We start from the raw sequence: 20,897 nt of genomic DNA, 5'->3' as shown, positions 1-20,897 counted from the left end.
TTTTTGCAACGTGAAAACGAGGGCTGATGACCATGGATTTACGCGATCTGAAAACGTTTCTTCATCTTGCGGAAAGCCGCCATTTTGGCAGGAGCGCGCGCGCCATGCACGTTAGCCCTTCTACGCTTTCGCGCCAGATCCAGCGCCTTGAAGACGATTTAGGCCAGCCTTTGTTTTTACGTGATAACCGCACCGTGACGCTGACTGAGGCCGGGGAACAACTAAAACAGTTCGCCCAGCACACGCTGTTGCAGTATCAGCAAATGCGCCACACCATCGGTCAGGAAGGGCCATCGCTGACCGGCGAACTGCATCTGTTTTGCTCAGTTACCGCCGCCTACAGCCATTTACCCCCGATTCTCGACCGATTCCGTGCGGAACATCCCAATGTAGAGATCAAGCTGACGACCGGCGATGCAGCGGATGCGGTAGAAAAAGTCGATTCAGACGAAGCAGATCTTGCGATTGCCGGTAAGCCAGAAACATTACCTCCCGGCGTCGCATTCTCTATTCTGGATAATTTATCCGTGGCACTTATCGCCCCAGCGCTACCGTGTCCGGTGCGGGCGCAGGTGAACCAGCCAGATCCCGACTGGGCAAAAGTGCCGTTTATTTTGCCGGATCAAGGCCCGGTGCGCCGCCGTATTGAGCTATGGTTCCGCCGCCAGAAAATCAGCAATCCGTCGATTTATGCCACCGTCGGCGGCCATGAGGCGATGGTCTCTATGGTAGCGCTGGGCTGCGGCGTGGCGCTGCTGCCGGAAATCGTGCTGGAAAATAGTCCCGAGCCGGTGCGTAACCGCGTGATGATCCTTGAACGTAGCGATGAGAAAACACCGTTTGAACTGGGTGTTTGCGTACAGAAAAAGCGGTTGCATGAACCGTTGGTGGATGCCTTCTGGAAGATTGTTCTGGAGCGCAAAATCGCCGAATAGTGTTAACGCATTCAGCCCCCAGTCATGCCCCTGGTTCGGGAGATTAATTGGTATCAAAGGTGCCAGGTGTAAACGGGCTCCGCAGGTAAAATCGTCACTAAAGAAACAAGACCTTACGAGAGGGAGTGACGATGCAAAAACCCAAAAAGATCTTCAATAACACCGATAATATTCGTAGCGAAATCATGGAAGGGCTGGTGTACGCGGGGCGCGGTAAGATCCACGCCCTGCCGGAGTATTGCGCGGTTTATCGTACGCTGGCGCAAAACGGCCAGACCGTTATCGTCAGCGGCGGTGGCAGCGGCCATGAGCCGACGTTTGCCGGGTTCGTCGGCGAAGGCGGCATCGATGCCTGCGCGCTGGGCGAAGTCTTCACCTCCCCCTCTCCCGACCAAATCATTGAAGCCAGCCGTGCCGTTCATCAGGGCAACGGCGTGCTGTTCCTCTACGGCAACTACTCCGGCGATGGCATGAACTTTGATATCGCTGCTGAAATCCTTGCTGAAGAAGGGATCGAGTGCCGCACCGTGCGTGCCACGGATGATATTGCCTCGGCACCGCCGGAAAGAATGTCCGACCGCCGCGGCGTGGGTGGGCTAGCGTTTTTGTACAAGCTGACCGGCGCCGCAGCCCAGTTTGAGCACTACGCCCTGCCAGAGTTGGAAGCGCTGGCAAAAAAAGCCAACCATAACACCCGCACCATTGGTGTCGCGCTCAGCGGTTGCGCGCTGCCGCAGGCCGATGCCTTTAACTTCACGCTGGCCGATAACGAAATCGAGCTGGGCATTGGCATCCACGGTGAACCTGGGCTGTGTCGTATTCCGATGCCACAGAGCGATGAGCTGGTCGAGATGATGATTGAACGCCTGTGCAACGACCTGCCTTTCGCGAAGGGCGACAGCGTGTGCGTGTGCGTCAACAACCTCGGTGCACTAAGCAACACCGAACTAATGGTGGTCACCCGTAAAGTCGGCATGGCGCTGACGACGCGGGGAATCAAAACCTACGACGTGCAGGTTGGCCATTTCTGTACCTCGCTGGAAATGTCCGGTTTTTCCCTGAGCATGCTGCGGCTGGACGACGAAATGCAGCGCCTGTATGACCACCCAATCCGCACCCTCGGCTGGAGAAACTAAGATGAACACCACACAATTTATCGCCTGCCTGCGGTACGTCTCTGAGGGGATGATCGCCAGTGAACCACGACTGACCGTGCTCGATCAGGTCATTGGCGATGGCGATCACGGTATCGGCATTAAACGCGGCTTTATCGCGCTTAACGCACTGCTCGCCGCACAAGAATTTACCGCCACTGATATTGGTGACGCTCTGCTGCAAAGCGGTACTCGCCTGATGACCAGCATGGGCGGCGCGTCCGGGGCCATTTTCGGTACCCTTTTCCGCGCTGGGGGTAAAGGCCTGACTGGGCGCACTGAGCTGGATGCTGCCACCCTCGCCGAGTGGTTGGCGATCGGCATGCAGGCCATCCACCAGCGCGGCGGCGCCGAGCCGGGGGATAAAACGATGGTCGATGCGTTGGCCGCCGCCGCCGAGTGCGCCAAAGCGGACGTAGCGCTAGCGCTGCCGGAAGCGCTTACCCACTGCGCGCAGGCGGCAATGGCGGGCGCAGAGGGCACCAGCGCGATGGTTGCGCGCTTTGGGCGCGCCAAAAATCTGGGTGAGCGGACCATTGGCCACTGCGACCCAGGCGCGGTGTCGATGGCGTTGATCCTGCAGTTTATGGCGGAATTTGCCCATCAGAACTAACCTGCAATAGCGCTCAACGTCCACAGGGGCCATGTTTACGCATGGCCTTTTCTGGCCTGCGGTCCGACGTCTGACGGCTAAAATCAGTGGTAGATTCAGTATTGGTGCTCCTTTTCTGTATAATGTTGCGATCCATTGTAGTGGGGGGATTGTTAACCATGTCGTTAAACAAGCCAGAACAGACGGTGTCATTGCGTGCTTGACAGCGAAAATACAAACTTAATTAGCCATCATTATGATAATCAAACCAAAAATTCGTGGATTCATCTGTACAACGACCCATCCGACTGGCTGTAAAGTCAATGTGGAAAAACAGATCGAGTACGTTAAGCAAAACGGCAAAATCGAGAACGGCCCTTCCCGCGTGCTGGTGATCGGTGCTTCCACCGGTTACGGCCTTGCTTCCAGAATTTCCGCCGCCTTTGGCAGTGGTGCCGCCACTATCGGCGTATTTTTCGAAAAACCAGGCACGGACACCAAGCCAGGTTCCGCAGGTTGGTATAACTCTGCCGCCTTCGACGAAGCGGCCAAGCGTGAAGGTCTGTATTCCAAAAGCATCAACGGCGACGCGTTCTCTGACGAATGCCGCGATGAAGTGATCAAACTCATCAAAGAAGACCTGGGTCAGATTGATCTGGTGGTTTACTCACTGGCTTCCCCAGTGCGTAAAATGCCGAAAACCGGTGAAGTCGTCCGTTCTGCGTTGAAGCCAATCGGCGAGGTTTACACCTCTAAAGCGATTGATACCAACAAAGATCAGATCATAACCGCCAGCATTGAGCCGGCAACCGAAGAAGAAGTTCAGAACACCGTTACCGTTATGGGCGGCGAAGACTGGGAACTGTGGATGGGCGCGCTGAGCGAAGCTGGCGTGCTGGCTGAAGGCGTGAAAACCGTGGCCTACTCCTACATCGGTACCGACCTGACCTGGCCAATCTACTGGCACGGTGCGCTGGGTAAAGCGAAAGAAGACCTCGACCGTGCGGCGGTTGAACTGCGCAACCAACTGGCTCCGCTGAACGGTTCTGCCAACGTTGCGGTACTGAAGTCCGTCATAACCCAAGCGTCTTCCGCCATTCCAGTGATGCCGCTGTACATCTCTATGGTCTTCAAGCTGATGAAAGCACAGGGGATTCACGAAGGTTGTATCGAGCAGATCAACCGTCTGATAACCACCAGCCTGTACGGTGACAAAGTGGCGCTTGATGACAACCAGCGTATCCGTATGGATGACTGGGAACTGCGTGAAGACATTCAGCAGGCATGCCGCGACCTATGGCCGCTGATCACCACTGAAAACCTGGCGCAAGAAACCGACTATGCAGGCTACAAGCAGGAATTCCTGAACCTGTTCGGTTTTGGCCTCGACGGTGTGGACTACGACGCTGACGTGAACACCGAAGTTGAATTCGACGTGATCACGCTGTAATTTTTTGATGCTGCCGTAAAAAGGGTTCATGCTTGGGCATGAACCCTTTTTTATTCGGTCTGAGATGCCTGGCTAATCGAAACCAAAGCCTTCAGCGAACAGCACCTTCAACTTCGCCATCGCCTCCTGCTCGTCGCTGCCGCTGCAGATGATCTCAAGCGATCCTCGGCCTTTGATCCCGGCCCCCAGGATACTCATGATGCTTTTTCCCTTGATGGTTTTGCCATCGTAGATCATCTCGATCCGCGACTGGTACTGCGCGCACGCCTTTGCCAGTACGCCCGCCGGGCGGGCATGAATACCGTGCAGGTTGCTGATTTTCACCACTTCTTTCAACATAATTTCGGTTCCTTACTTACTGCCCGTTTGCCAGGTACATAGTCTGAACGACGTTAAAATAGCCCTGAATCAGAAGCTGGGCGACCATCGCGCCTGGGTCGACGAACGCACGGGATCGCTCGCCGTGGATAGCCGCACGCCCGTGCTTCGCCACCATCGTGGTGGTCTGCTGCACACCCTGCTGTGCCGCTAACAACGCTTCCCGCGCCACGCTCAGCGGGTCGCCCTGACCACGCAGCACCACCAGCGCCGGAGCCATCCCATCAAGAAAGGTTTTTTCGCCCAGTTGCGCTTTGCCGCGCTGCTGCACGCCATCAAACCAGGACTGGAAAAAGTCGCCCACGTCCGACAGCGTCATCGTCTCTCGCCCCTTAAAGACTTTTCCCGCCTGCATCAGGCCGGAAGCCATCAGCGTACCCATCGTTGAGGGCACTGCCGAGGCCATGGCTTTACCCGCCAGATAGAAAAACCGTCCCAGATCTGGTTCATCGCTATGCTGCGCATAGTCCGACGCCGCGGCAAAACCATCACTCATGGTGAGGCCCAGATCGCCGTCGCCCACCACGCTGTCCAGTTCAGTCAGTACCGTTTTGTTGCCCTGCATCACCCGCGCCCACTCGGCAAAGAGCGGGCGTAAGCTCTCGCTGTTTAACGTCATAGCGCCTCCTTAGGCGGGAAACTGCCGGAACATCGGCGTGTCGGCCTGCGCGTTCAGCAGTGCCTTAAGCTCATCGTCTACCGGCATCAGGCTGATGGACATGCCGGTCATCTCCATCGCCGTGGCGAATTCCCCCACCCATACGCGGAAGACGCGGATGTTGCTCTGCGCCAGAATCTGGTGCACGTGGCGATACATCAGGTACAGCTCTTCCAGCGGCGTCGCACCGAGGCCGTTAATCAGCACCGCCACTTCATCGCCCTGCTGGCAGGGCGAGTCGGCAATCAGCCAGGACATCATCTCTTCAGCAATATTTTCAGCTCTCAGCTGCGGCCCGCGGCGGATACCGCTTTCGCCATGGATACCCATGCCGATTTCCATCTCGTTGTCGCCAATATGGAATCCCGGCTTACCGATACGCGGCACGATGCACGGCGACAGCGCCACGCCCAGTGTCCGCACGCGTTCCCCGGCCTTCTGCGCGATACGCTGGACGGTGTCGAGGTCATCCATCCTGCCGGCCGATGCGCCAGCACATTTGTAGACGAAGAAAATCCCCGCCACGCCGCGTCGTGTGGTGGCACCGCCACCCGGCACGGAACCGGCAGAATCATCGGCGGCAACGACCGTGCAGGTCCGAATGTCGCTCTCCATGTCGGCCATTTCCGCCGCCATGTCAAAATTGAAGATATCGCCGTTGTAGTTGCCGTACAGGTACAGCACACCCGCACCGCTGTCTACCGCCTGCGTGACGGCCAGAATTTGCTCCGGCGACGGTGACTGGAACACATCGCCAATGGCGCAGCCGTCCAGCATGCCCTGCCCAACGTAGCCGAGGAACAGCGGCAGGTGCCCGGATCCGCCACCGGTGACAATCCCCACCTTGCCGGGCACCGGGCGCGCCGTGGCAAGGCAGTGCAGATCCTCATTCACAAAGCGGAACTCATCGGGGTGCGCCAGATAGATACCTTCCAGCATCTCTGGGATAAAATCCTCCGCCTGATTCAGAAATTTTTTCATGCGTTCTCTCCATGAATATCCCGCCCGAACGGACGGGCGCGTCAATTAGCGGGCAAATTTGATCTGTGACGGGTAGGCCCAGCGCTGCAGCTCTTCCGGCGCAAAGGATTCAGGCTCCTTACCGCCGTTAATCACCAGCGCGTGGTAGTAAATCTGCGCCATCTCCTCCAGGTAAGCGGATTTCAGCACCGCTTCATACGGGTCTTTATCCACGCCGATTGCGCCATGTTTTTCCATCAGGATGGCATCGGCACGCTTGATAGGTTCGATCACGCTATCGGAAAGCGCCCGGGTGCCGGGGCGGCCATACGGCGCGACCGGGATCACCCCATCCTTGAGGTTGAGAATGGCGCACTCGTACACCACCGCCGGGATGGGTTTATTCAGCACGGCAAAGGAGGTCGCGTAGAGAGAGTGCGTGTGGGAAATCGCGAACACGTCGGGACGCGCTTTATAAATCTCGATATGCATCAGGCATTCGCTGGTTGGGCGCAATCCCGCTTCGCTTTCAATCACGTTGGCTTCAACGTCCATCACCACGATCTCCCGCGGCGTTAAATGCATTTTGTCGATAGTGGTTGGGGTCACCAGAATAAGCCCCGTCTCTTTATCCCGTACGCTGGAATTACCCGCTTTATGTTTACAGAGTCCCCATTGCTGAGCGGTTCTGGCCATTTCAACGACGTGTTTTTTCTGAATTTCTAGCATAATATTTATCCTGTATACGGTTATAGGGGCGAGCGATGTCGCGACAATGATTGCCGGGAAATAACGTTGCAGTTTTTAAGCTGCAACGGCGTTTAATTAATAATTACGAATGACGGGCAAATTCATTTATCAGTGCATATTCATCCTGTGCGCGGCGAATAACATTGCCGCCATCATAGAATTCGAGAAATTCATTTAATTGCGCGAGCGCTTTAAGATGCTTTTGCGGATTATTCGTTGCCAGGACGATAATAATATCGGCCTGCATATAACCGGCGAAATCAATCTTAGAGGGCAGGCGTAATAACGTCATCCCCGTTTCCAGCGCGCCATCATCGACACCCGCGTGGGCGATAATTACGCCATCAGCCAGCATGATATAGGGCTGCTCATCGGCGATTTTATTCAGCATAATTTGCAGGTAGCGCGGTTCAATCACCCCGTTTTCCAGCAGCGATGCTGAAGCTTCGGTAATCGCCTGCTGCCAGTCACCGGGCAGCGAAGTAGCAAACTGAACGTGTTCGCGCTGCAGCGTATCCAGGTGGAAATATTTATCGGCAATACTTTGAATATTGGAACTTTGGATCAGTGCCGTCAGGAAAACCAGTTCATTTTCACTATTGATATTGATTTTACTGATAACGCTCTGCATCAGGGTAAATTCTCTGCTGCCAATAATATCGGCGTAGCTACTCGGAATATTGACCAGACCTTTCCCTGAATCAATACGGTGCAGGACAAAGCAGATAAAATAAATAAGCTCCTGAAGCTGACGGTCGGTAAACTGAATTTTAAAACGCTTTTCAATTTCGCTAAAAACATTGCCGACCTTTTCCAGATAGTCGCTCATCACGTTGTTGTAGTGGGCGAGGATATTTTTTGCGACCGGAATTTCCAGCACCCGACGTAAACAGTTAAGCAGCAGGTAGCGTTTTTCCAGCTCCTCACCAAGAATATGGTAGCCGTTGCTCCGGTCGTAGCTTATCTCCAGCCCGTGCTCGATAACCTCAGCTCGTACCTTTTTCAGGTCATTGACAATCGTATTCTGGCTAACGCTCAGCGAAGAGTAGAGATGCAGCAATGACAGTCGTTCACTGCGGGTCAGCAACATAAAGATAATCATCTGCCCACGTTCTTCTTCCGAGTAGAGATAGCGATGCTCGGTTTCAGAGGTCTGATTCTGGCGAAAATGCTCAATCACATGGCGCGGGATATGCAGCTTCCCGGTTTTCAGGCGGTTGATCCGGTCGAAGTGGTTCGACTCCAGGTAGTCATTCACCTTTTTCAGCGTATAGCTCAGCTGTTTGCGCGTCAGGCAAAACTGCTCTTCAAGCTTCGTCCCCGTGATGCCGGAATCGTTCACAATGGCATCCAGCACTGCAACCACGCGTTTATCCATAGCCATGCCGACTCTCCTGCAATGAAAAGCCTGGCGGCGGCGCCTGCCGCCAGACACGAACATGAAACCCAGAATTACGCCTGCTGAACCTTTTCCTGCTGCTCGGCTTCCTGCTGTGCCAGATTGCTTTCACGACGCAGTTCGCGGGAGTAGAAGAAGTAGCCGCAGCCCCACCACAACGCGAAGATCAGCGGGATAAAGTTGCCTTCCAGGAATTTGAACAGGAAAGAGAAGGCATAGGTGAAGACAGGCGCATCAATCGAGCTGTTCGAAATCAGCTGCCCTGCCGGGATGGTGATCGCTTTAGTGGCCAGACCGAGGTCGGTAATCATTGGCGCAAACTGCGTGCCAACGAACAGGAAAAACGGTACGCCAATAATGCTCAGGATAACCATGCGCAGCGTGTTACCGCGCGTCACCAGATAGGCCGGAACAATCAGCGCAATATTAATGATGCCAGCAAACGGCAGGATCTTATTTCCCGGCAGAATCAGCGCCCACAGCAGGGTGAAAGGGATGGCAACGATAATGGCAAACCAGATCTCGCTTGCACCGCCCATAAACGGCCAGTCGATACCCACGAACAGCTTACGACCGGAGAATTTCTTATTCATATAGTCGCTGATGGCCTCAGAGATCGGCGACAGCGCCTGCATGAAGAGCTTTGAAATCATCGGGAACAGCACCAGCGCCGTTGAGGCCTGCACACCCAGCATCAGCGTTTTCGCAACGCTGTAGCCCGCAATCACCCCAAACAGGATCCCCAGAATAAAACCAATGATGTGGTTTTCAGCAAAGACCCCGACTTTAGCGCGCAGCGCGCTGGCATCCATCGGCTTATTGCAGACCGGAATTTTGCGCAGCAGCAGATCGAACGGGTAATAGATGGCACCAAAGAAAACCATACGGTGCGTACAGGTCACCCCCGGGATCCCCGTGAGCTTCTCGATACGATGCTGGTGAATATCCCCCGCGTTCAGTTCCATAATGATCTGGAAAGCGGCAACGAGGAACGCCAGTACCAGACTCCAGACCGGGCCAAACAATGGGGTGGTGACGCTCACCACGATAAACGCGGTAAAGATTTTCCCCCACACGTTCCAGAGGTCGGCGTTGAAGGTATTGGTCTTGTTCAGCATCAACATCACAATGTTTACGCCAACCTGAAGCGGGAACATGGCGAACGCATAAGGCCAGGCCCAGGAGATATTCGCCATCGTCGTCCAGCCGCCGTCGACGATACTTAGCTCAAGGCCAGTACGGTTCATCATGGTCTGCGCGGCAACACCGATGGCATCAACCATAAAGCCAATCAGCATGCTCATCCCAACGAAGGCGACGCCCAGCGTGATGGCCGCCGAGGCCGCATCGCGGAATTTCATCCGCACCACCAGCCCGGCTAATAGCATAATAAAGGGCACAAAAACCGGCGCGCCTAAATTCAGAATATAATTTATGACTACACCAAGAAAGTCCATAGCACTTCTCCACTAAAATAATTATACGGATTAAAGAGCTACACCTTATTTGCAGGCATCAATAATTTTTTGTAATTCCTGCTCCATTCCCATGCCGGTAAGAAAAGCAATCCCATTAATTACCGGGATAGGATATTGCTTATCAACTTTGGTAATGGCGATATAAGCCGCGCTGTCTTTTATATGGCTATCAAGCGATTTCAGGTCGATGACTTCAACTTTGATATGAGACTGCTGACGTTCATTCAATAAGCGGGTCACTTTACTGGCAACAGTTTGTGAGGTAGCAACGCCGCTTCCACATGCAACAATGACTTTTTTCATCTTATATATCCTTATCTAATTGCAGTCTTGATGTGAGGGTACAGAGAAAGGTTTCTACATCGTCTATTTCGCGTAGGGCCTGGACAACCTCTTCATCCGCAAGGCAGTCCATGAGCTTTTGCAGCGCGGTTAGGTGGCTGCTGTGGTCAATAAAACCAAGTAAAACAATAAAATGAACGTAAAGCGTGTTGTCATCATTACCCATTTCCTGCCAGGCAATGGGTGTAGACAGCCGCGTCACGGAGATAAAGGGGCGAATAACGTGCTGAGGATCGGTATGAGGAAGCGCAATGGCCACCGGCAGCGTTGGCAGCGCGGTAGGGTACGCCTTTTCACGGGCGATGATGGCGTCAAGAAAAGAGTCCCGGACGTAGCCTTGCTCTTTAAGCAGCAAAAATATCGAAGAAAAAAAGTCAGTGGAATTATTATAATGTTTATCCAGAAATGTGAGCTGAGGTGTAAAATATTCACATCCTTGCGCACTTTCATTCGGGGCATCAATTATATCCGTTCTCATCCGAATATCCTCTCTAACCGCTAAGAATTAACTAGAGATAATGTTAATTCAGGAGCAGAAAGCGGGCGACAAATATTGCCCCCAAAAGATGTACTCAGGCTGGCGCAATGCGGTGAGCATTTTATTATTAATTACGTCACATTTTTATCGTTGAGATTCGTTGACAGAGAAATAATTCGGCGGATTATGAAAAATAAAGCGGAAAAAGGAAAACGGGAGATAACCCAGACAGGTTATCTCCCGCTTTAAGCGGCACTTAGCCCGCGAGGAAAAAGCGGAACGCGGGGTTATTTGTCTCGTTATGACAATCGTAACCCAGCTCATTGATTCGGGTTTCGAAATCGGGCTCATTGTCGCCCAGTTCGAATGCCGCCAGTACGCGGCCATAATCTGTACCGTGGCTGCGGTAATGGAACAGTGAAATATTCCAGTGGGTGCCGAGCGTTTGCAGGAATTTCAGTAAAGCGCCCGGCGACTCAGGGAATTCGAAACTGTACAACCGCTCAAGCAGTGGTTTAGACGGACGCCCGCCCACCATGTAGCGCACATGCAGTTTCGCCATTTCGTCATCAGAAAGATCGACAACGCCGTAACCACCTTCGTTAAGCAGTGCGATAATTTCTTGTCGTTCCTCAACACCACGAGTCAAGCGCACACCCACAAAGATGCAGGCTTCTGCCGAGCTGGAATAACGATAGTTAAACTCAGTGACAGAACGCCCGCCCAGCACCTGGCAGAATTTCAGGAAGCTGCCTTGCTGCTCAGGAATGGTGACCGCCAGCAATGCCTCACGTTGTTCACCGAGCTCGCAACGCTCGGAAACGTAACGCAGGCCATGGAAGTTAACGTTCGCACCAGATAGAACATGCGCGAGGCGTTCACCACGGATCTGGTGCTGCTGGATGTACTTTTTCATCCCTGCCAGCGCCAGAGCGCCAGACGGTTCAGCGACCGCACGAACATCTTCGAACAAATCTTTCATCGCAGCGCAGATAGCATCGCTATCCACCGTGATGATGTCGTCGAGATATTCCTGACACAAACGGAATGTTTCATCGCCGATACGCTTAACCGCAACACCTTCAGCAAACAAACCGACGCGCGCCAAATCAACCGGCTTGCCCGCATCAAGTGCCGCTTTCAAACAGGCAGAATCCTCCGCTTCAACAGCAATCACTTTGATTTGTGGCATCAGCTGTTTGATAAGCACCGCCACACCTGCTGCCAGACCACCGCCGCCAACCGGTACAAATATGCGGTCGATATGGGCGTCTTGTTGCAGCAGTTCAAGCGCCAGCGTGCCCTGCCCGGCGATGACTGCCGGGTGGTCGAACGGAGGTACATAGGTGAACCCCTGCTGCTGCGAAAGCTCGATGGCACGCCCTTTCGCCTCATCAAAGTTCGCGCCGTACAGCAATACTTCTCCACCAAACGCTCTGACCGCATCCACTTTGATATCCGCCGTAGTCACGGGCATGACAATCAGAGACTTGATACCTAAACGTGTTGAAGAAAGCGCAACACCTTGAGCGTGGTTTCCCGCAGAAGCGGTAATCACACCACTGGCTTTTTGTTCGCTGTTCAGCCCGGCAATCATCGCGTATGCGCCACGCAGTTTGAAACTGTGCACTGGCTGGCGGTCTTCACGTTTCACCAGAATGACGTTATCCAGCCGTGATGACAGCTTTTCCATCTTCTGCAACGGTGTAACCTGCGCGACTTCATAAACCGGGGCACGCAGAATGGCTCGCAGATATTCCGCCCCACAAGGGGCGTCAGGCAGTGGTTGTGACTCGGCCATCATTAGCCTCCAAGCTTACTTTTATCGCGCACCGCGCCCTTATCGGCACTGGTAGCGAGCATTGCGTAAGCGCGCAGAGCGAAGGAAACCTGGCGTTCACGTGCGCGTGGAGTCCAGGCTTTGTCGCCGCGAGCTTCTTGTGCTTCACGGCGAGCGGCCATTTCCTGATCGCTCAATTGCAGTTGGATCCCACGGTTCGGGATATCAATGGCAATCATGTCGCCATCTTCAATCAGCGCGATATTGCCACCGCTTGCTGCTTCCGGAGAAACGTGGCCGATAGAAAGACCGGAAGTACCGCCGGAGAAACGACCATCAGTGACCAGTGCGCACGCTTTACCAAGCCCCATAGATTTCAGGAAGGTTGTTGGGTAAAGCATTTCTTGCATGCCCGGCCCGCCTTTTGGCCCTTCGTAACGAATAACAACCACATCGCCCGCGACGACTTTGCCACCAAGGATTGCCTCAACAGCATCATCCTGGCTTTCGTAAACTTTTGCAGGCCCGCGGAATACCAGGCTTTCATCGTCTACACCAGCCGTTTTCACGATACAGCCGTTTTCTGCGAAGTTACCGTACAGCACAGCCAAACCACCTTCCTGGCTGTAAGCATGTTCTTTCGAACGGATACAACCGTTTTGACGGTCAACATCCAGAGAATCCCAGCGGCAAGATTGTGAGAATGCTTTCGTGGTACGAATACCGGCCGGGCCTGCGGAGAACATGCTTTTCACACTTTCGTCTTTAGTCAGCATGACATCGTACTGTTCCAGCGTTTGCGTCAGGTTCAGACCCAGAACGTTTTTCACATTGCGATGCAGTAAGCCACCGCGATCCAGCTCGCCCAAAATACCGATTACGCCACCCGCACGGTGCACATCTTCCATATGGTATTTCTGGGTACTCGGTGCGACTTTACACAACTGTGGCACTTTACGAGAAAGCTGGTCGATATCGGTCATGGTGAAATCGAGTTCTGCTTCCTGAGCTGCTGCCAGTAAGTGCAGAACGGTATTCGTTGAGCCCCCCATGGCGACATCAAGCGTCATGGCATTCTCAAACGCTTCTTTGCTGGCGATGCTACGTGGCAGAGCACTTTCATCATCCTGCTCGTAATAACGTTTGGTCAGAGCGACGATACGTTTACCGGCATTGAGGAACAACTCTTTACGGTCTGAGTGTGTTGCCAGCAAAGAACCGTTACCCGGCTGAGATAAACCCAGCGCTTCGGTCAGGCAGTTCATGGAGTTAGCCGTGAACATACCGGAGCAAGAGCCACAAGTTGGGCATGCAGAGCGTTCTACCTGCTCGCTTTGCTCATCGCTCACTTTCGGGTCAGCGCCCTGAATCATCGCATCAACCAGGTCGAGCTTGATGATTTGGTCAGACAGTTTGGTTTTCCCGGCTTCCATCGGGCCGCCGGAAACGAAAATAACCGGAATGTTCAGGCGTAAAGAGGCCATCAACATCCCTGGGGTGATTTTGTCGCAGTTGGAGATACACACCATGGCGTCGGCGCAGTGCGCGTTGACCATGTATTCCACGGAGTCAGCGATAAGCTCGCGTGACGGCAGAGAATAAAGCATGCCACCGTGGCCCATGGCGATACCATCATCCACCGCGATGGTGTTGAACTCTTTCGCCACACCGCCCGATGCTTCGATTTGCTCTGCAACCAGTTTACCCAAATCGCGCAGGTGAACGTGGCCTGGCACGAACTGAGTAAAGGAGTTAACTACCGCAATAATTGGCTTGCCGAAATCGTCATCGGTCATCCCGGTTGCGCGCCACAATGCGCGGGCACCCGCCATATTGCGGCCATGGGTGGTAGTGGCTGAACGGTACTTAGGCATGCTTATTTACTCCAGTCTGTCTGTCGAGCGGACGGTAATCACCATCCGCCTGGTTATATTTTTACTTAGGGTTGACCTGATCTAACCAGCCCCATTTGTCTTCGGTTTCGCCGGTGAACAGGCCAAAGAATGCTTGCTGAATACGCTTGGTAATCGGGCCACAGCGGCCTTCGCCTACCTGAATACGGTCAACGCTACGAACCGGCGTGATTTCTGCCGCCGTGCCTGACATAAACACTTCGTCGGCCAGGTAGAGGGACTCGCGGGACAGCACTTGTTCACGTACTTCGATACCCAGGTCTTTCGCCAGCGTAATGATGGCGTCACGGGTAATGCCCGGCAGCGCGGAAGAGGTAAATGGCGGGGTAAACAGGATGCCGTCTTTTACTTCAAACAGGTTTTCACCCGCACCTTCAGACAGGTAGCCGTTCACGTCCAGCGCGATGCCTTCCTGATAACCATGACGACGAGCTTCGCTGCCAACCAGCAAGGAAGAGAGGTAGTTACCACCGGCTTTCGCCGCAGTAGGAATAGTGTTTGGCGCTACACGGTTCCATGAGGAAACCATTGCGTCGATCCCTTGATCCAGCGCTTCTGCGCCGAGGTATGCACCCCATGGGAAGGCTGCGATGATCACATCAGTGGTGTAACCGTCTGGCGGGTTCACGCCCATACCGACGTCACCCACAAAAACTAACGGGCGGATATACGCGCTGGTCAGGTTGTTTTTACGGATAACAGAACGGCAAGCCTCCATCAGCTCATCAACACTTTGTGATACAGGGAAACGATAGATTTTTGCGGAATCACGCAAACGCTGCATGTGTTCACGATGGCGGAACACCACTGGACCAATGTGAGATTCATAGCAACGGATGCCTTCAAAGACCGATGTGCCGTAATGCAGCGCATGGGACATTACATGGACCTTTGCTTCGCCCCACGGCGTCATCTCACCATTGAACCAGATGTAATCAGCTTTCTTCGTTGTCATTGTTCTCTTCCTTCTGCGCTCAGGCGCGGATTTGTTGTGTTGTTTGTTGCTGGATTTCGACGCGTCCAACGTCAACCAGTTTGCTTAATTGACTAAACAGTAATTCGACCGGGCGCAGGCTGGCAACGGTCAATTCAATATTAATATCGTCAGTGTTCCCCACCGTGACCATGTTCATAGAACAGACCTGAAAACCACGATGACGCACCACGCGTAACACGCGTTCCAGCGTTTCTGGACGAAAACGGGCCGTTACTGCGAGCTGATGTTGCATCATGATAATTTCTCCAGCATTTGAGAGTTACTGGCACCTGGTGGCACCAACGGCCAGACGTTTTCGTACTCATCTATCGAGACGTGAAGCATGTATGGGCCATCACTGTTGAGCATCGTATCGATGGCGGCTTCTACCTGGTCCTTACGAGTAATGTGTTGACCTGGGATACCGAAGGCACTGGCTAGCGTGAGGAAATCGGGGTTATCGGAGAGATTGGTTTCACTATATCGTTCTGAGAAAAACATCTGCTGCCACTGGCGTACCATTCCTAAACGTTGGTTATCCAGTAAAACGATTTTGAGCGGCAGCTGTTTTCGTTTTACGGTGCCCAGCTCCTGAACGTTCATCATGAAAGAGCCGTCACCCGAGATACAGATAACCGTATCGTTCGGCCGGGCTACCTGTGCGCCTACGGCTGCGGGCAGACCAAAACCCATCGTTCCCAGGCCACTGGAAGTGATGAAATTCTCCGGACGTGTGAATGACATATGCTGAGCCGTCCACATCTGGTGCTGGCCCACGTCAGTGGTCACCACGCATTCCTGCGGCTTGCGGTCAGAGATTTGTTTCAGTAATAACGGGGCAAAAATGGCTTCGCCAGGATGATCGTAGCGCCATGGGTTATTAGCGCGCAAAGTGGCTACTTCTTGCTGCCAGTCCGCGATATCCAGCGGTTGCTGCAGCGCCTGTAATAACTGGACCAAATCCCCCTGCAACCCAACATGTGCCTGGCGCAATTTACTTAATTCAGCCGGGTCGATGTCCATATGGATCACTTTCGCGTGAGGGGCAAAGGTATTCAATTTTCCGGTAACACGGTCGTCAAAACGGGCGCCGACGGCAATCAGCAAGTCGCATTCTTGCACCGCGAAGTTAGCTGCTTTGGTGCCGTGCATACCTAACATGCCGGTATAAAACGGATGCTCTGCTGGAACGGCACCCAAACCTTTCAAGGTGACCGTAGAAGGCATATTGGTAACCGCAATGAATTCGCGCAGCGCAGGAACCGCCTGAGCCATGCCGACGCCACCGCCGACATACAGCATAGGTTTGCGGGCACTGGCTATCATTTCGCGAGCCTGTTGCAGCTCGGCATGCGGCATTGCAAAATCATCTTCAACTGTCGATAACCACGGCTCCAGATCGCCTTGTGCTAATTGAATATCCTTAGGGATATCCACTAACACGGGGCCCGGACGACCAGAGTTTGCAATTTCAAAGGCTTCTGCAAGGACGCGAGGTAAATCATCGAATGATTCAACGAGGAAACTGTGTTTGGTGCACGCGAGGGATAATCCTAAAACATCCACTTCCTGGAACGCATCGGTACCGATGAATGGGGCGGCGACCTGGCCTGTGATGGCAACGACTGGAACGGAGTCTAACAGCGCATCGGCAAGGCCAGTGATTAGGTTGGTAGCGCCAGGCCCGGAAGTGGCGATGCAAACGCCTGTTTTTCCAGTAGAACGTGCATACCCAATGGCTGCCACTGCAGCGCCTTGTTCATGGCGACAGAGCAAGTGTTCGACCCCGCCGTCATACAACGCATCATAGACGGGCATGATTGCGCCACCCGGATAGCCGAAAACTGTCTCTACACCCTGCGCTCGCAACGCATGTACCACCCACTGCGCACCATTCATAGTTAGTTCCCCGTCTCATTATCGGAGAAACAGCATTTTATTCTGCAACGCATCATCTGTTCCTCTCCGTATTTCTTTGCCCAACAAAAAACCCCCGGACCTTTCGGTGCGGGGGTTCTTTTCGATTCAGGCTTGATTTTTAAGCCTTTCTTTCTCCAAGTGCAGCCCCGCACGGTGGGATAATAATCACCACCACGCTAATCACGACCAGGCTAATCACTTGTAGGAGGGCTTTCATGTTTGTTTATTCTGTCTACTTGTTCGAAGTAATGCCTACAGAGTTATCACAGAGTCAGAGACAAGCACAAGATTTTTTTATGGCGAGAAAGGGGATACAAAAATCAGTCAACAAAAAAACTTTTTGTTTTCAGCACATAAGGAGATAGTGAAAATATTTCATATAGAGCGAATTCTTATTCCTCTCCTCAAAATTTCTTCCAAAAATAAATCTTTTGCGAAGCGCATCGCAGAATAATTTTCAAAAAAGAAATCTCACCCGAAAGTCTGGAAGGCGTTGCGAGGAACATTATTTCGCCTCTTTCAGCATCATTAGCAAGCTGACAGGATGAAAGTTCACCCAGAGGAAAGAGCTATGTCACTGGCAGTTGTTAATACAAGAGCAGCATTAGGCATTGCCGCCCCATTGGTAACCGTTGAGGTTCATATCAGTCAAGGGTTGCCAGGTTTGACGCTTGTGGGCTTACCGGAAACGACAGTCCGTGAAGCGCGAGACAGAGTGCGAAGTGCCATCATCAATAGTGGCTATACTTTCCCGGCCCGGAAAATCACGATAAATCTCGCGCCGGCAGATCTTCCTAAGGAAGGCGGCAGGTATGACTTACCTATTGCTCTGGCATTGCTGGCAGCGTCTGAGCAGCTCTCTATTGATAAGTTAAGTCAATATGAGTTCGTTGGTGAGCTCGCACTTACCGGGGCGTTACGAGGCGTCCCAGGCGCAATTTCATCTGCTATGGAGGCTTTAAAATCAGGGAAGAAAATAATCGTTGCCGATGAAAACTCCGCTGAACTTAGTTTGATAACACAAGCTGGCTGCCTTATTGCAAACCACCTCACTGAAGTTTGCGCATTCCTTGAAGGCAGAGCCGAATTATCTGCTCCAGAAAAGCGGCCGCAGCAACACATTGAATATCGGCAAGACCTTAATGAAATTTTTGGCCAGTCTCAGGGGAAGCGAGCGCTAGAGATCACCGCAGCTGGTGGGCATAACCTATTACTCATTGGCCCTCCAGGAACGGGTAAAACCATGCTGGTCAGCCGACTGAATACTTTACTCCCCCCTTTAAGCGACAGTGAAGCGCTGGAGAGTGCTGCCATTCTAAGCCTGGTCAATCCACATTCGTTACAGCAACAGTGGCGTCAGCGCCCATTCAGAGCGCCTCATCATAGCGCTTCACTGAGTGCAATGGTTGGTGGAGGTTCAATACCAAGACCCGGTGAAATATCTCTGGCACATAACGGTGTGTTATTTCTCGATGAACTCCCGGAATTTGAACGCCGTGTGCTTGATGCATTACGCGAGCCTATAGAATCAGGGGAAATTCATATTTCCCGTACCCGTGCAAAAATTAGCTACCCTGCCAATTTTCAACTTCTGGCTGCGATGAACCCAAGTCCAACAGGTCACTATCAAGGTAAGCATAATCGCTGCACACCCGAACAAACGCTGCGCTACCTTAGCCGTCTTTCAGGGCCTTTTCTTGATAGATTTGATTTATCCGCAGAGATCCCACTTCCGCCACCTGGAATGCTAAGTAATCCAGGTGTGAGCAGCGAAAGTAGCGCAGACGTAAGAGCAAGAGTCATCGCTACACAACAGCGGCAGTATGAGAGACAGCAAAAGTTAAATGCGAGACTGGATAACCATGAAATCAGAAAACATTGTGTCATTGAGCACAATGATGCCATGTGGCTTGAAGAGACATTGGCAAAGTTGGGGTTGTCGGTACGTGCATGGCATCGATTATTAAAAGTTGCACGAACAATTGCAGATATTCAGGAACATAAACAGATACAGAGGGAACATCTTCTAGAAGCATTGAGCTATCGGGCGATTGATCGCTTACTCATTCATCTACAACAGTTAACAGGATAAAAAATGGGGCTTTCGCCCCATTTTTATTAATCATCACTGTCGGTATAGTCTTCAACCGCATCCGCCTGCGGCTTGCCACCTGAGAGGGTATGGAAACGTTTAGGGCGCTTAATTCGCGCCATGTATTTGCTCCACACACGTTCTGCATCTGTCACCGGCTCACGTTCACCACGGCATACAGCTACAAACAGAACTTCCTCTTCAGTACCAGGTTCACGCTTGCCAAGATCCAGCTCATTGAACGCATAACCATGACGCTCTAATAACTGGGCTTCTTTGATGGTGAAATCACCATGGCGAGCGAACCCGCGTGGATAATGTTTATTGTCGAAAAACCGATTAGTCGTCGTAAAGCTTTCCGCCATCCTGCACGCTCCTAATTCTCTTGGTCGAGCTATTTATGGCGCGGAGTATTAGTTACGCTTGACAGAGCGTCAAACAAAACATTTAAATCATAACGACAAATTTTTTTTGGGAGAGAGTTGTGGATACTGAATTATTAAAAACGTTTCTAGAAGTGAGCCGAACGCGGCATTTTGGGCGGGCTGCAGAGGCTCTTTATCTAACGCAATCAGCAGTTAGCTTCAGAATTCGTCAATTAGAGAATCAACTCGGCGTGAATCTTTTTACTCGTCATCGTAATAATATTCGCCTGACGACAGCAGGTGAGCGTTTGTTGCCTTATGCAGAAAACCTCATGAATACCTGGCTCGCTGCCAAAAAAGAAGTTTCCAACACATCTCAGCACAATGAGCTAACGATTGGTGCTAGTTCTTCACTTTGGGAATGCATGCTTTCTGAATGGCTTGTTGCTCTGTATCAACAGCACAAAGGACTTCAATTTGAAGCCCGTATTTCCCAACGCCAGTCGCTAGTTAAACAATTGCATGAACGTCAACTTGATCTGCTGATCACGACGGAATCGCCAAAGATGGACGAGTTTTCATGCCAGTTATTAGGGCATTTTAACCTGGCACTATTTTCTTCTTCACAACAAAGCTCAAAAACAGGGTTAACGTATTTACGTCTGGAGTGGGGTCCTGATTTTCAACAACATGAAGCGGGCCTTATCAACAATGATAGCATTCCAGTTCTAACGACAAGCTCAGCACAAATAGCCTATAAATTGTTGGCACCGCTCAATGGTTGTTCATTTTTACCCATCGAATGGGCCAAAGAATGCGAAGGAATTTACCAGGTACCCGATACAAATACACTTTCGCGCCCTTTGTATGCGATCTGGCTACAAAATAGTGATAAACAAAGCACAATCAAAGAGTTATTAAAGACACCACTTATGGCGCAGTAATGCGCTTTTGTAGATTTGAGGGATAACCTTGAGGAATTTTAGGAAAAAAAAATCCTTTGCCGAAGCAAAGGATCATTATATGGCAGGGGCGGAGAGACTCGAACTCGCGACACCCGGTTTTGGAGACCGGTGCTCTACCAACTGAGCTACGCCCCTAAATAACGCTTATTATTAAGCCCGCTGATTAAGCAGGCATAATTTTTTTATAAGTGGCGGAACGGACGGGACTCGAACCCGCGACCCCCTGCGTGACAGGCAGGTATTCTAACCGACTGAACTACCGCTCCACCGAATTTCTTTCTTATTACCACCAGATGTCACATTCTGGCTTTT

21 protein-coding genes and 2 tRNA genes are annotated in these 20,897 nt (G+C 52.3%); 6 read left to right on the top strand and 17 right to left on the bottom strand.

All coding sequences use genetic code 11. The annotated features are described in order from the left end of the window. The first annotated feature begins 32 nt into the window (after positions 1-32). The 4 genes from ilvY to fabV all read left to right on the top strand — a co-directional run bounded on the left by ilvY (position 33) and on the right by fabV (position 4,131). Positions 33-935: an HTH-type transcriptional activator IlvY gene (ilvY, locus tag LVQ79_RS20575; protein ID WP_151995971.1), complete on the top strand. Its 903-nt coding sequence runs from the start codon at positions 33-35 to the stop codon at positions 933-935. Between the two features lie 131 nt (positions 936-1,066). Then, complete coding sequence (locus LVQ79_RS20570) at positions 1,067-2,071, top strand: dihydroxyacetone kinase subunit DhaK (RefSeq protein WP_232866451.1); 1,005 nt, start codon at positions 1,067-1,069, stop codon at positions 2,069-2,071. A 1-nt stretch (position 2,072) separates the two neighbouring features. Continuing rightward, positions 2,073-2,702 (top strand): dihydroxyacetone kinase subunit DhaL, encoded by a 630-nt coding sequence (gene dhaL, locus LVQ79_RS20565; RefSeq protein ID WP_232866449.1) that lies wholly within the window; start codon positions 2,073-2,075, stop codon positions 2,700-2,702. Between the two features lie 235 nt (positions 2,703-2,937). Then, the gene (fabV, locus tag LVQ79_RS20560; RefSeq protein ID WP_232866446.1) at positions 2,938-4,131 is read left to right on the top strand and encodes an enoyl-ACP reductase FabV; all 1,194 of its coding nucleotides are present in this window, start codon (positions 2,938-2,940) and stop codon (positions 4,129-4,131) included. A gap of 72 nt (positions 4,132-4,203) precedes the next feature. Here fabV and LVQ79_RS20555 read toward each other — a convergent pair whose 3' ends face one another. The 14 genes from LVQ79_RS20555 to ilvL form a co-directional block, all read right to left on the bottom strand. Then, positions 4,204-4,470, bottom strand: a complete 267-nt coding sequence (locus LVQ79_RS20555; protein ID WP_035896560.1) for an HPr family phosphocarrier protein — start codon at positions 4,468-4,470, stop codon at positions 4,204-4,206. A gap of 16 nt (positions 4,471-4,486) precedes the next feature. Next, entirely contained in the window at positions 4,487-5,128 is a 642-nt protein-coding gene (locus tag LVQ79_RS20550; RefSeq protein WP_232866443.1) for a dihydroxyacetone kinase family protein, read from the bottom strand. A 9-nt stretch (positions 5,129-5,137) separates the two neighbouring features. After that, positions 5,138-6,148, bottom strand: coding sequence for a dihydroxyacetone kinase subunit DhaK (locus tag LVQ79_RS20545; protein ID WP_232866442.1), 1,011 nt, complete (start codon positions 6,146-6,148; stop codon positions 5,138-5,140). Between the two features lie 45 nt (positions 6,149-6,193). Next, positions 6,194-6,856, bottom strand: a complete 663-nt coding sequence (locus tag LVQ79_RS20540) for a class II aldolase/adducin family protein (RefSeq protein WP_232866441.1) — start codon at positions 6,854-6,856, stop codon at positions 6,194-6,196. Positions 6,857-6,959: 103 nt separating this feature from the next. After that, positions 6,960-8,261: a BglG family transcription antiterminator gene (locus LVQ79_RS20535; protein ID WP_232866438.1), complete on the bottom strand. Its 1,302-nt coding sequence runs from the start codon at positions 8,259-8,261 to the stop codon at positions 6,960-6,962. A 68-nt stretch (positions 8,262-8,329) separates the two neighbouring features. Next, positions 8,330-9,733 carry a PTS galactitol transporter subunit IIC gene (locus LVQ79_RS20530; RefSeq protein WP_232866435.1) on the bottom strand — a complete coding sequence of 468 codons (1,404 nt, stop codon included), beginning with the start codon at positions 9,731-9,733 and terminating at the stop codon, positions 8,330-8,332. A gap of 45 nt (positions 9,734-9,778) precedes the next feature. Next, positions 9,779-10,057 carry a PTS sugar transporter subunit IIB gene (locus tag LVQ79_RS20525; protein ID WP_232866432.1) on the bottom strand — a complete coding sequence of 93 codons (279 nt, stop codon included), beginning with the start codon at positions 10,055-10,057 and terminating at the stop codon, positions 9,779-9,781. A gap of 1 nt (position 10,058) precedes the next feature. Further along, positions 10,059-10,574, bottom strand: coding sequence for a PTS sugar transporter subunit IIA (locus LVQ79_RS20520; protein WP_232866429.1), 516 nt, complete (start codon positions 10,572-10,574; stop codon positions 10,059-10,061). 256 nt (positions 10,575-10,830) lie between these two features. Next, positions 10,831-12,375, bottom strand: coding sequence for a threonine ammonia-lyase, biosynthetic (ilvA, locus tag LVQ79_RS20515; protein ID WP_151996171.1), 1,545 nt, complete (start codon positions 12,373-12,375; stop codon positions 10,831-10,833). A gap of 2 nt (positions 12,376-12,377) precedes the next feature. Next, the gene (ilvD, locus tag LVQ79_RS20510) at positions 12,378-14,228 is read right to left on the bottom strand and encodes a dihydroxy-acid dehydratase (protein ID WP_064561582.1); all 1,851 of its coding nucleotides are present in this window, start codon (positions 14,226-14,228) and stop codon (positions 12,378-12,380) included. A gap of 61 nt (positions 14,229-14,289) precedes the next feature. Next, positions 14,290-15,222 (bottom strand): branched-chain amino acid transaminase, encoded by a 933-nt coding sequence (locus LVQ79_RS20505; protein ID WP_064515144.1) that lies wholly within the window; start codon positions 15,220-15,222, stop codon positions 14,290-14,292. 19 nt (positions 15,223-15,241) lie between these two features. Continuing rightward, complete coding sequence (ilvM, locus tag LVQ79_RS20500) at positions 15,242-15,499, bottom strand: acetolactate synthase 2 small subunit (protein ID WP_064515142.1); 258 nt, start codon at positions 15,497-15,499, stop codon at positions 15,242-15,244. After that, on the bottom strand, positions 15,496-17,142 hold the full coding sequence (ilvG, locus tag LVQ79_RS20495; protein ID WP_232866426.1) for an acetolactate synthase 2 catalytic subunit: 1,647 nt from the start codon (positions 17,140-17,142) through the stop codon (positions 15,496-15,498). Before ilvG ends, ilvM begins: the two co-directional genes overlap by 4 nt. A gap of 139 nt (positions 17,143-17,281) precedes the next feature. After that, complete coding sequence (gene ilvL, locus LVQ79_RS20490) at positions 17,282-17,380, bottom strand: ilv operon leader peptide (RefSeq protein ID WP_072009493.1); 99 nt, start codon at positions 17,378-17,380, stop codon at positions 17,282-17,284. 354 nt (positions 17,381-17,734) lie between these two features. Between ilvL and LVQ79_RS20485 the strand changes: the two genes are divergently transcribed. Next, positions 17,735-19,255, top strand: a complete 1,521-nt coding sequence (locus LVQ79_RS20485; RefSeq protein ID WP_232866424.1) for a YifB family Mg chelatase-like AAA ATPase — start codon at positions 17,735-17,737, stop codon at positions 19,253-19,255. A gap of 26 nt (positions 19,256-19,281) precedes the next feature. Here LVQ79_RS20485 and LVQ79_RS20480 read toward each other — a convergent pair whose 3' ends face one another. Further along, on the bottom strand, positions 19,282-19,620 hold the full coding sequence (locus tag LVQ79_RS20480; protein ID WP_151996167.1) for a MaoP family protein: 339 nt from the start codon (positions 19,618-19,620) through the stop codon (positions 19,282-19,284). Positions 19,621-19,709: 89 nt separating this feature from the next. On the opposite strand from LVQ79_RS20480, the gene hdfR reads away from it, so the two are divergent. Then, complete coding sequence (gene hdfR / locus LVQ79_RS20475) at positions 19,710-20,564, top strand: HTH-type transcriptional regulator HdfR (RefSeq protein WP_370639870.1); 855 nt, start codon at positions 19,710-19,712, stop codon at positions 20,562-20,564. 80 nt (positions 20,565-20,644) lie between these two features. Here hdfR and LVQ79_RS20470 read toward each other — a convergent pair. After that, a tRNA-Trp gene (locus tag LVQ79_RS20470) sits at positions 20,645-20,720 on the bottom strand. A 54-nt stretch (positions 20,721-20,774) separates the two neighbouring features. Then, positions 20,775-20,851 (bottom strand) — tRNA-Asp (locus LVQ79_RS20465). Positions 20,852-20,897: the final 46 nt, after the last annotated feature.

The sequence above is a fragment of the Buttiauxella cochleicola genome, from assembly GCF_021282405.1.
GTDB lineage: Bacteria > Pseudomonadota > Gammaproteobacteria > Enterobacterales > Enterobacteriaceae > Buttiauxella > Buttiauxella massiliensis.
This window is presented reverse-complemented; position numbering and strand designations above follow the sequence as displayed.